General features: G+C 43.1%; 6 protein-coding genes. All 6 read left to right on the top strand.

The features are described 5' to 3' along the window. Positions 1 to 137: 137 nt before the first annotated feature. The 6 genes from HS960_RS08335 to HS960_RS08310 all read left to right on the top strand — a co-directional run bounded on the left by HS960_RS08335 (position 138) and on the right by HS960_RS08310 (position 12955). Positions 138 to 4460, top strand: a complete 4323-nt coding sequence (locus HS960_RS08335; RefSeq protein ID WP_153845983.1) for a CusA/CzcA family heavy metal efflux RND transporter — start codon at positions 138 to 140, stop codon at positions 4458 to 4460. Positions 4461 to 4467: 7 nt separating this feature from the next. Continuing rightward, the gene (locus tag HS960_RS08330; protein WP_153845984.1) at positions 4468 to 5778 is read left to right on the top strand and encodes an efflux RND transporter periplasmic adaptor subunit; all 1311 of its coding nucleotides are present in this window, start codon (positions 4468 to 4470) and stop codon (positions 5776 to 5778) included. Positions 5779 to 5812: 34 nt separating this feature from the next. Beyond that, a complete protein-coding gene (locus tag HS960_RS08325) occupies positions 5813 to 7846 on the top strand; it encodes a heavy metal translocating P-type ATPase (protein WP_182332089.1) in 2034 nt (677 codons plus the stop codon). A 162-nt stretch (positions 7847 to 8008) separates the two neighbouring features. Further along, entirely contained in the window at positions 8009 to 9193 is a 1185-nt protein-coding gene (gene dinB / locus HS960_RS08320) for a DNA polymerase IV (protein ID WP_120336176.1), read from the top strand. Beyond that, positions 9174 to 12110 carry a DNA polymerase III subunit alpha gene (gene dnaE, locus HS960_RS08315; RefSeq protein WP_182332087.1) on the top strand — a complete coding sequence of 979 codons (2937 nt, stop codon included), beginning with the start codon at positions 9174 to 9176 and terminating at the stop codon, positions 12108 to 12110. The genes dinB and dnaE overlap by 20 nt, the downstream gene beginning before the upstream one ends. Positions 12111 to 12157: 47 nt before the next feature. Next, positions 12158 to 12955: a GIY-YIG nuclease family protein gene (locus HS960_RS08310; RefSeq protein ID WP_153845988.1), complete on the top strand. Its 798-nt coding sequence runs from the start codon at positions 12158 to 12160 to the stop codon at positions 12953 to 12955. Positions 12956 to 12987 lie beyond the last annotated feature (32 nt).

Here is a 12987-nt window from a genome sequence, read left to right as displayed (position 1 = left end):
CTAGAAACAAATCTGATGGAGCGCACTATGCTGTTCTTTATTCAGCTTTGTGCTCGGAATCCGTTTGTTGTATTTTATTACGACAAGCGATGAAGATATTCTAACGAGCTATTATTTAAGCATTAATCACGTATATTGTGTTAGATCATATTATAAAATTTAGCATTAAGAACAAGATCGTTATCGGTTTAATGACCTTGTTGCTTATCATTTGGGGGGCATGGAGTGCGACGAAACTACCCATAGACGCCGTTCCCGATATTACCAATAATCAAGTTCAGATTTTTACCTCTTGTCCAACTCTTGCCGGACAGGAAGTAGAGCAATTGGTGACTTTTCCAATTGAACAAAGTATTGCAACTGTACCTAAAATTGAGGAGATCAGGAGTATTTCACGCTTCGGACTTTCTGTCATTACCGTTGTTTTTGACGATGATGTAGATATTTATTTTGCCCGTCAGCTGATCGGTGAGCGTTTGAAAGAAGCGGTGGATCAGATTCCACAGGGTATTGGCAAACCTGAGTTGGCTCCAGTAAGTACCGGATTGGGAGAAGTGTATCAATATATTATCCATCCCAAAAAGGGAAGCGAAAAGAAATACAACGCAAAAGATTTGCGAACCATGCAAGATTGGATTGTTGCTCGTCAGCTTTATGGAACTCCTGGAATTGCCGAGGTCAATAGTTTCGGTGGCGAGCTTAAGCAATATGAAGTAGCTGTTGATCCGAATAGACTTAAGGCGATGAATATTACGATTCCAGAGATATTTACTGCCCTAGAGAAAAATAATCAAAATACAGGTGGTGCCTATATTGATAAAAAACCGAATGCATACTTTATCCGGGGGATTGGACTGGCGACCTCTTTGGAAGATGTCAGAAATATCGCTATCCGAAAATCAGGGTCTATACCGATTTATGTAAAAGATGTTGCAGATGTACGTTTTGGTCATGCTGTGCGTTATGGAGCCTTGACATACAATGGTGAGGTAGATGCTGTGGGTGGCGTTGTCATGATGCTAAAGGGTGAAAACAGCAATGAGGTGGTCAATCGTGTGAAAGAAAAACTACCGACTATCCAAAAGTCTTTGCCTGATGATGTGGTTATAGAGCCCTATTTAGACCGGACAGACCTCGTTGGGCGTGCGATCAGTACCGTTGAAAAAAATCTGATTGAAGGCGCCCTGATCGTAATTTTTGTCCTGGTATTATTTCTTGGGAACTTGCGGGCAGGCCTTATCGTTGCTTCGGCGATTCCACTGGCGCTGCTGTTTGCACTTGGACTGATGAACGTGTTCGGTGTAAGCGCCAATTTAATGAGTTTGGGTGCGATAGATTTCGGTTTGATTGTGGACGGAGCCGTCATTGTGGTGGAAGCGACGCTACACCATTTAGGCTTACGAAAGTCAACCGAGAAATTGACCCAGGCCGAAATGGATCATGAGGTATTTGAGTCTGCTTCAAAGATTCGTACCAGTGCAGCCTTTGGTGAGATTATTATTCTTATTGTCTATATTCCAATTTTAACATTGGTGGGTGTTGAAGGGAAAATGTTTCGTCCAATGGCACAAACAGTTGGGTTTGCCATTTTCGGAGCATTGATTCTCTCGTTAACCTATATCCCCATGATGTGTGCTCTGTTTCTGCCGAAAAAACACAGCGACAAGAAAACGTTGAGTGACCGGATGATTGCAGGACTACAACGTATTTATGAGCCTTTATTACAAAAAGCAATTCGGTTTAAATACCTGATCGTGAGTTTAACTGTTGCCATTTTTGCTTTGTCGGCCTTCTTTTTTAAGAACATGGGGGGCGAGTTTATTCCACAATTGCAGGAAGGCGATTATGCATTCCATTGCATACTTCCTCAGGGAAGCTCGCTTTCGCAAAGTATTGAAACCTCTATGCAGGCTTCCCGGATTATCAAGGAGTTCGATGAAGTGAAGATGGTCGTCGGTAAAACAGGAGCTGCGGAAGTACCGACAGACCCTATGCCACCGGAAGCGACAGATATTATGGTGGTATTGAAGCCTCAAAAAGAGTGGAAGTCGGGCCGTTCTTATGAAGAACTGGGGAGCGCTATTCTGGAGAAGCTAGAAGTAATTCCGGGTGTCTTCTTTGAGAAAAATCAACCTATTCAAATGCGTTTCAATGAGTTAATGACGGGTATCCGTCAGGATGTTGCTGTAAAGATCTTCGGTGAAAACATCGATTCACTGGCCGCTTACGCCAATGTGGTTGCCGCTCAGATTCAATCCGTTCAAGGAGCAACTTCTCCACAAGTGGAGCGCGTATCCGGTCTCCCGCAAATTAATATCGTTTATGACCGCACCCGTATAGCGAATTATGGATTGACAATTCAGGACGTCAATGATGTGGTGAGTACCGCCTTTGCCGGTCGGAGTACGGGACAGATCTATGAAAATGAACGTCGCTTTGATCTGGTCGTCAGGTTAGATACAACGCACAGAAATAGTATTGATGATGTGCGTAATCTGATGATTCCTACAGATACGGGCACACAGATCCCTCTTTCTCAGGTTGCTGCCATTGATTATAAATTGGGGCCGGCCCAAATCAGTCGCGAAGCTGGTAAACGAAGAATTGTGATTGGATTTAATGTGGCAGGGCGTGATGTTCAAACCGTAGTAAAAGATATCCAACAACAATTGACTGCAAATGTAAAACTTCCTGCGGGTTATTATTTCACCTATGGAGGTCAGTTCGAGAATTTGCAAAAAGCGAGTTCGCGCCTGCTGATTGCTGTGCCAGTGTCCTTATTGCTTATTTTTATGCTGTTGTATTTCACGTTCCATTCCTTTAAGCAGGCGACGCTAATTTTTACCGCAATACCAATGAGTGCTATCGGGGGTGTATTTGCATTGATGTTGCGCGGCATGCCTTTCAGTATTAGTGCCGGTATCGGTTTTATTGCCTTGTTTGGCGTGGCCGTACTCAATGGTATCGTTTTAATTGGGACATTCAATCAGTTGAAGAAAGAGGGCGTCGATGATATTTTTCAACGCGTTAAAGAAGGTACTTTGACTCGTTTACGTCCTGTACTGATGACAGCGACAGTGGCCTCACTGGGCTTTTTACCGATGGCAATCAGTACAAGTGCCGGCGCTGAAGTTCAGAAGCCTTTGGCAACGGTTGTTATCGGCGGGTTGACAACAGCAACTTTCCTGACGTTGTTTGTGCTGCCCTTATTGTATATAATTTTTAATTCTAAATTGAATATGAAACGAAGTAGGGGTGCTAAGACCTTTGTTACAGTACTTGTTTTCTTATTTATGGCCTTGGGATCTCAGGTGTTTGGCCAAGAGCGCATTTCTGTTACAGAAGCTGTGGAAACTGCGCTGAAGAGCAATCGCCAGTTTCAGATCAACCAGGCTGAAATCGTGGGCGCTGGTTTCAATGTTAAAACGGCGACCGAAATCCCCAAGACCGGGATTTTTGCAGAAAATGAAGATTACCGTCCTACGGATAAGGCCGGCTTATTGAAAATTGGTATAACGCAAAGTATTGCCTGGCCCGGGCTCTATGCGGCGCGCAAGGAGTATTTTAAACAGCAACTAAAATATGCGAATTTGAATACGGATGTATTGAAAACTGCGATTACCAAAGACGTAAGGACAGCCTATTTTCAACTTTGGTATCTCCAGGATCGCCAAAAGCTGTATATGGAGTTGGATAGCATCTATACAGCCATGTTCAAAGCAACTGAACTTCGCTTTAGAACGGGTGACGTGGCTGCGCTGGATAAGATCGCAGCTGAGGCAAAACTGAAGGAACTGCAGGCGCAGCTTGTTCAAAACAAAAAGGACATTGTTATCCAGCAACAGCAACTTATGCTCTTGTTGGACCGTAACGAGTGGATGCTCCCATTGGATCAGTCCTTGGAGAAGATTGTCGTGAACGCCAGTCCATCTGAGGAAACAGTACATCCTTTACTTGTTTTACAGCAGCAAAACGTAAATATCGCTTCATCGAATATCAGTGTTCAGAAAAATACAAATAAGCCTGAGTTCTCGGGTCGATTTTTCTCCCAACGTGTTTGGGGAGCCAAGGATCCCTTATCGGGATTTTCGGTCTCCGCATCTTTTCCGGTCTTTAGCCTAGGCGCGTATAAAAGTAAAGTGAAGGCTGCCAACGCTGAAATGGAAGTTCAACAGCGTAAGTTGGAATATGATACGCAGGTATTCCAGACAAATAAAGGGAATGCACTTGCTGAAATTGACAAGAATAGTGCGTTACTACAATTTTACGAGTCTTCGGGTTTAAAACAAGCTGATGCCATCATTAAAGCGGCTAGTTTGGGGTATAGAACTGGGGAGATCAATTTTGCTGAATTAAGTCAATTTTTAAGTCAGGCCATTGGGATTCGCCAGAATTATTTAGAAGTCCTCAATCAGTATAATCAATCAGCAATTCAATATAATTACTTCAATAACAAATAAGTCAACAATGAAAGTTTTCATAAAGATATTTATCGTATGTATAGCCGTTACTGTTTTTTACGGTTGCGGTTCTAATGAGTCGGAGCGTAAAGGTCAACCGGAGGGAAAGGAAGCGCCTAAATCCGAAGAGGGGCATGAGGAAGGACCGGTTACCGTAGCGGCACTGAGTGCGGCACAAATAAAAGCTGTGGGCATCGTTTTTGGAGGTATTGAAGAGAAGGAACTAACAGCTACAATCAAGGCCAATGGACTTTTGAGTGTACCCAATAACAATAAAGCGAATGCAACGACGCTTTACGGTGGTGTTGTAAAGACATTAAACGTGCAGTTGGGGGATAACGTACGCAAGGGGCAGGTGATCGCTACGATTACCAACCCCCAGTTTGTACAGTTGCAGGAGGAATATGTATCCCTCGCAAGTAAGATTACCTTGGCGGAACAAGAAATGGCAAGGCAACAGGAACTCAATGAAGGTAATGCGGGCGCACGGAAAAATCTGCAGGCAGCAACAGCAGACTTCAACAGTTTACGGGCTCGAAAGGCCTCGTTGCAACAACAGATCCAATTGATGGGCATAAATCCCAATAGCGTGAATCTTTCTAATATGCGGACCTCATTGGCCGTAACAAGCCCTATCAATGGAACAGTAAGTAATGTTTTTGCGAAAATTGGGAGTTATGTAGATGTCTCTTCGCCAGTGATCGAGATTGTTGACAATAGTCTGCTGCATTTGGATCTGCAGGTGTTTGAAAAGGATCTACCTTTGGTTAAAGTCGGACAGCTCATCAACTTTCAACTGACCAACAACCCGGATAAAACCTATACCGCCAAAGTTTTTACGATTGGATCTTCCTTTGAAAATGATAGCAAGACCATCGCTGTGCACAGTACGGTCGTGGGCAGCAAAGTGGGGTTGATTGATGGGATGAACATCACGGGTATGATCGGTGTCAATAATGTACGGACTCCGGCTGTTCCGAATGACGCAATCGTGGAGGCTGACGGTAAGTATTATATTTTTGTGGAGACAGACAAGAAACCTGAGGAGCATGAAGAAGGGCACGACGATCACGGGCATGCGCACGATGAAGGTGAAGCAAAACATGCGCATAAAAATGAGCAAGAAGCTGGGCAGCATGGTGAAGAACAGGCTAAAAACATCAATTTTGAAAAAATAGAGATTCAAAAAGGCGTGTCTGCTTTGGGATATACGGCGATTATCCCGGTTACCGAAGTTCCTGCCGGGACGAAAATTGTTGTAAAGGGTGCCTTTTTTATCAATGCTAAAATGAGCAATACAGGTGGGCACGAACATTAATTGACAGTATTTGTTAACATAATCAAAGCAAGTTATGGAACATCAACATAGTTATGATGCACAAGGCAGACAGCTTTGTTGTACACAGACACAAAAAATATATAGTCAGGCGGGAGCAGAAGACCTTATTGGGAAAGCTCCGGCTTCCAGTCATGGTCATGATCATAGCCACGATGAAGACGGTCACGACCACTCAACGGCAGGGGCTAGTCAGATGCAGTTGTTTTTACCCGCGCTAATTTCCTTTATTTTGCTCATTGCAGCAATAGCCATGGATAATTGGATTGCGCAAGCATGGTTTAAGGATTGGGTTCGTTCAGGCTGGTATATCGTATCTTATCTGCCTGTTGGGTATCCTGTAATCAGAGATGCCCTAAAGAGTATTGCTAAAGGGGAAATCTTTTCGGAGTTTCTTTTAATGAGTATCGCTACGATAGGAGCTTTTGCGATCAAAGAATACCCAGAAGCTGTAGCGGTGATGTTATTTTACGCCGTAGGCGAGGTATTTCAGACCTTAGCGGTGAGTAGAGCTAAAAGTAATATTAAGGCACTACTGGATCAGCGTCCGGATGAAGTGACCATTTTGGAGAATGGAAAGAGCAAAGTAATCAAAGCCGCAGACGCAGGTATCGGAGCAATTGTTCAGCTGAAACCTGGCGAAAAGCTCGGGCTCGATGGTGAATTGCTGTCTGAACAAGGCGCATTTAATACTGCTGCGCTGACTGGCGAGAGCAAGCCAGATACAAAAATGAAAGGTGATGTTGTGCTGGCAGGAATGATTAATATGAACACGGTGAGCCTAATTCGGGTGACAACAGCTTATCAAGATAGCAAACTGAGTAAAATCCTTGAGCTTGTACAGAACGCTACAGCTCAAAAAGCGCCTACTGAACTGTTTATCCGTAAATTTGCTAAGATATATACCCCAATTGTCGTGTTTTTGGCTATTGGAATTTGCCTCCTACCTTACTTGTTTGTCGATCAATATGTATTTAGCGACTGGTTGTATAGAGCACTCGTATTTTTAGTGATATCCTGTCCCTGTGCACTTGTCATCTCGATTCCTTTGGGGTATTTTGGTGGAATCGGTGCCGCGAGTAGAAATGGTATACTTTTTAAAGGCAGTAATTTTTTGGATGCGATGGCAGATATCCGGCATGTGGTGATGGATAAAACCGGAACAATGACTGCCGGTGTTTTTAAGGTGCAGGAAATTAAGTTACAGGCTGGTTACAACGAGGCAAGAATTTTAAAGCTCGTCAATAAAATAGAAAGCCACAGCAGCCATCCAGTTGCAACAGCGATTAGGGAATATGCAGGTGCGATCGACGAGTCTATTAATCTCCATAATATAGAAGAAATCGCCGGACATGGATTAAAGGGAATTACTGAAGGCAAAGAGTTGCTGGTGGGTAACTTTAAATTGCTGGACAAGTTTAATGTAGCCTATGATATCGATCCGAATAGTATCGTATATACGACCATTGCCATCGCTTTGGACGGTAAATTTGTAGGATTCATGACCATCGCTGATAGGATTAAAGCAGATGCCGCGCTTACAATTCAGCTACTGCATAAGCTCGGTGTAAAAGCGACGATGTTGAGCGGGGATAAGACGACGGTAGTCGCCTATGTTGCCAAGGAACTTGGAATAGATCAGGCCTATGGTGACCTGCTTCCGGAAGATAAAGTGAATAAGGTCAGGGAAATAAAGGGGCTAAATGAATCTGTTGCTTTTGTTGGTGATGGCGTTAACGATGCTCCGGTTGTCGCACTGAGTGATGTTGGAATAGCGATGGGTGGACTGGGCAGTGATGCGACGATCGAGACGGCAGATGTCGTGATACAGGATGACAAACCTTCGAAGATTCCAATGGCCATTCGCATTGGGAAACAAACGAAAAAAGTTGTTTATCAGAATATTGGCCTTGCTTTTATAGTCAAAGGGATCGTGTTGATTCTTGGAGCTGGAGGTTTGGCAACAATGTGGGAGGCTGTATTTGCCGATGTTGGCGTATCGCTAATTGCGATATTGAATGCCATTAGAATTCAAAAAATGAAATTTTAACAATTGGCGCTAACTTACACCCGTCCTTTTCATTGAACGAAATGAAGGGCGGGTGTATTCCTATTTTTATTCGCTATCATTTATAAATACTAAATATATTAGTATATTTGAGCGTGATTTTTATTGCTTTTAGGCGATATAAGACGTCAATACATGAATGATATGGAAAGGAGCATCGTACATTGTGATCTTGATACATTTTTTGTATCAGTTGAGCGGCTGATAAACAGTAAACTTAATGGTGTACCGGTACTTATTGGCGGTAGCAGTGATCGGGGCGTGGTGGCTTCATGTTCCTATGAAGCCAGAAAATCAGGGGTGCATGCCGCGATGCCGATGCGCTTGGCATTAAGAATGTGTCCGGATGCTGTTGTCGTCAAAGGCGATCATGATCTCTACAGTTATTACTCCAATATGGTGACCGAAATTATTTCGCTTGAGACACCGGTTGTAGAGAAAGCAAGCATTGATGAACATTATCTTGATGTTTCTGGAATGGACCGTTTCTTTGGATGCTGGAAATGGACACAGGAATTGCGGCAGCGTATTATTCGGGAAACGGGGCTTCCGATCAGTTTCGGCCTTTCCGTCAATAAGACGGTGTCTAAAATAGCGACCGGCCAGGCGAAACCATGTGGTGAGCTGCAAGTAAATGGAGGTACAGAGAAGCAGTTCCTGGCACCGCTTTCTATTCGGAAAATACCGATGGTCGGCGATAAGTCGTATACCTTGTTGCGTAATATGGGGATTTCTAAAATTGGAACGTTGCAACAAATGGAGATTTTTACGTTACAACAGGTCTTAGGAGAAAATGGTGTAAATATCTGGCGGAAGGCCAATGGTCTGGATGATACGCTTGTGGTCCCTTTTCGTGAACAGAAATCCATGTCCAAAGAAACGACCTATCAGCAGGATACGATTGATATGGATGTATTGCGGCGGACACTCATCGGTATGGTTGATAATCTTGCCTTTGAATTGCGTAAAGAACAGCGGCTTACCAGCTGTGTTACGTTGAAGATACGCTATAGTAATTTTGATACCCATACCCAACAATTGCAGATCGGTTATACCAATTCCGATCGAAAATTGATTGAAGTTGTGCTATCCCTATTTAAAAAATTATATAGTCGCCGCATGTTAATTCGGTTGGTGGGGGTTAAGTTTTCTGGTTTGATCTATGGAGCTTACCAAACCGATCTATTTGCGGATAATGCCGAAGAGGTAAATCTGATGCAGGCGATGGATCGTATTAAAAGTCGTTACGGTACAGCGTTTTTGATGAAAGGGATCTGTGTGCCCATGCCCGGGGAGAAAGGAGGGGTAGATGCCCTTAAATCTTCGTAGTTTCTATAGTTTGCGTTACGGCACATTGAGTCTGGAAGACCTTATCGAAGGTATTCAGTCCGGTGGTTACGATACTGCCGTACTAACCGATATTAATAATACTTCCGGGTCATTGGATTTTATTCGGTTGGGTCGGAAAAAGGGACTGAATTTACTCGCAGGAATGGAGTTTCGAGCCGATGATAAGCTTTGTTTTGTCGCTATAGCGAAGAACGAACGTGGTTTTCAGGAGATTAATGCCTATCGTACCAAACTCAATATGGAGCAACGATCGGTACCGCAACGTGCTCCTGATTTTGAAGAGGTATTTGTTGTTTATCCTTTTTCAGCAATCAGCCACCATGGCTTGCGCGACTATGAATATATTGGCATAAGGCCTTCGGAACGCACCAAAGTACGTTTGCTGGACCGGAAAATTTTGGCTAATTGTGTCATATTAGCACCGGTAAGTTTCCAACAAAATGACTATGTGTTACATAGGCAATTGCGTGCCATTGACAATAATCTGTTGATATCACAATTGGAAGCGGATCAGGTGGCCCATTCAGATGAAGTACTTTTGTCAAGAATGACCTTAACAGAAATGTTTTCGGATCTGCCCGAGCTTATGAACAATACAGAGCAACTGCTTGCCCAATGCTCTTTTTACTTCGACTTTGAGACAGTTAAAAATAAAACCACATTTACAGACAGTCATTATGCAGATCAGCAATTGCTTTTTAGTCAGGCATTAGCGGGACTGGAAAGACGTTATGGAAAAAATGATTCCGTTGCAATGGAACGAATCCAGCGGGAATTGGAAATTATTGAACAACTTAAATTTTCAAGCTATTTTCTGATAACGAATGATATCTGTCGCTATGCACGGCATAGCGACTTTCATTACGTAGGGCGTGGATCTGGAGCAAACTCTGCCGTTGCTTATTGTTTGGGAATTACCGATGTTGACCCCATCGCTCTGCATTTGCCATTTGAACGTTTTCTAAATCCGAAACGGAAGAGTGCCCCCGATTTTGATATTGACTTTAGCTGGAATGAACGTGACGCTATGTATAGTTATATTTTTAATAAGTATAAAAGTGGACACGTTGCATTGATGGGCGCAATGAGTACGTTTCGGTCGCGGAGCATTTTGCGTGAGCTCGGAAAGGTATATGGTCTTCCTAAAGGAGAAATAGATCGGTTGATCAACGAACCTGAACATATGCTTAACAAAAATGAGGTAACGAATACCATTTTGAGTGTCTATAATCGGATGGCGGATTTTCCTAATCAACGTTCAATTCATGCGAGTGGTGTACTCATTTCCGAGGCTCCCTTAACATGCTATGGAGCTATGGACTACCCTCCTAAAGGACTCCCCACGATGCAATTTGACATGTATGTTGCCGAAGATATTGGTTTTGAAAAATTTGACATCCTATCGCAACGGGGAATAGGGCATATCAAAGACTGTAAAGCAATCGTACGTGAGAATTTGGGCGAGCTGATCGATACCGACAACCCCAAGCTTTTCTTTCATGATCCGCTCATAGCAACGCAATTACAGTCAGCCCATACTATTGGGTGTTTTTATATAGAAAGTCCTGCGATGCGGCAACTTCTGACCAAATTGTCATGTAATACCTATAACACATTAGTGGCAGCATCTTCCATTATTCGTCCTGGTGTAGCGAGTTCAGGAATGATGAGCGAGTATATCCGACGTCACCACGATCCGTCTGTTGCGAATTATCCGCATCCAGTATTCAAAGAACAGTTGGAGGAAACTTATGGTGTGATGGTTTATCAGGAAGATGTGATGAAAATTGCGAATGCCTACGGTGGTCTTGACATGGCAGATGCAGATGTACTGCGACGAATGATGTCGGGCAAGTATCGTGATAAAGATCATCTTGCGGCCATCAAAGGACGTTTTTTTGCCAATTGCAAAACTCGAGGATACGAGGAGCAGGGAAGTTTGGAAATCTGGAGACAGATGGAGAGCTTTGCGGGCTATTCATTTAACAAGGCACATTCAGCCTCCTATGCTGTTGAGAGTTATCAGAGTTTATACTTAAAAACGTATTTTCCATTGGAGTTTATGGTTGCGGTACTCAATAATTATGGTGGTTTTTATAATCGTAAGGTTTACGTCAATGAAGCGCGCGTTGCGGGCGCTACCATCTGCCGGCCCTGTGTCAACCAGTCTCGTTTAAATGCACGTATTTTTGGAAAGGATATCTATCTGGGCTTTGATTGCCTGCAGCATCTGGAGGAAAAATTGGCTTTACGGATTGTTAATGAACGGGAATTGAATGGACCTTATCTCAGTTTAGAAAATTTTATTGGCCGGACGGAAATTAGCTTGGAGCAATTGATCATTTTAATCCGTGTGGGAGCCTTGCGTTTTACCGCCATAGGGAAAAAGCAATTATTGTGGGAAGGCCATTTGATGATGAGTAAATATAAACCTACCCGTGGCGGAAATGTTCTCTTTGAAATCGAGACCAGAAAACCGCTACTTCCTTTGCTTGAAGAAAACATCTTGGAAGACTATTATGATGAACTGGAATTGATTGGTTTCTGTGTTACGGGGACATTGTTTGATTTGGCAAAAAGCAGCTATAGAGGTGATATTTTTGCAGAAGACATGACGGCGCATGAAGGTGAAACAATTCGGATGGTCGGCGATTTCGTCTGTAAAAAAATTGTCAGGATGCGCAATGGAGGGCAGATGAAATTTGGGACCTTTTTGGATGCTGAAGGGCATTTTTTTGATACCGTTCATTTCCCGCAGACACTTGTCGAATTTCCACTTCGGGGAAACGGTATTTATTTGATCGAAGGGAAAATTGTGGTTGACTATGGTTGCCCCACACTCGAAGTGAGACGATGCGCCAAGATGCCCTTAAAATCTGATCCGCGAAGTGAATAGCCTATTTTTTAAATTACCTTTGTAAGATATTACCTGCTGTTAAAGTGATGACGAAAGAGCAAATTGCCGGATTGCTTGAAGGGGTACCCTCTGCAGTCGGCGTATATTATATTTATGATAAGCATGATGCGCTAATTTATGTCGGCAAGAGTATCGATATTAGAAATAGGTTATTGCAGCATTTTAGAAGTACAGATTTTAAGGAACGCAAAATCCAAGGAGCAGCCCGCAGAGTTGGATTTGAACTGACGGGCCATGAACTACTAGCGCTATTGCATGAATCTGACCTGATCAAAAAATATCAACCCTATTATAATCGGGCGCAGCGTCGAACCTACTACGGATTTGGCCTTTATCTAGCAGTGAATCCATTGGGCTATCAAGTTCTTCAAGTTGAGGCGCTTGATCCCGAGCGAGAAGAGTTCATGACTTTTTCGAGTTACCAGGAGGGGCGCGAGCAATTATTCAATATTGTGGAAGCGTATCAGCTCTGCCAAAAAATAAACAAATTACAGACGTATACGAAACATTGTTTTCAATATATGTTGAAGACCTGCAAAGGGGCATGTATTGCGCAGGAGCTTCCAGAAGACTATAATCGAAGAGTGCAGGAATTTGTAGCCTCTTCGGAGCTTCCGATGGGCGAAATATTTTTGGAGTTTTTAGGGCGTAATCCCAAAGAAAAGGGACTTGTTTACTTGTTGGATGGTCGGTATAAAGGATTTGGCTACTGTAATAAGCGTGTATATAGCGAAAAGAAAAAGCGAGAAGCCATCATCTTCAAAGCCGATAATAGAGATGTTAGACGTATTTTGAGACGTTATTTCAAACTCAACCCTGTTTAGATTTTTAACAACAATAATTTAATGGCTTAGTA

This window comes from Sphingobacterium paramultivorum (assembly GCF_014109745.1).
Lineage (GTDB): Bacteria > Bacteroidota > Bacteroidia > Sphingobacteriales > Sphingobacteriaceae > Sphingobacterium > Sphingobacterium paramultivorum.
This window is presented reverse-complemented; position numbering and strand designations above follow the sequence as displayed.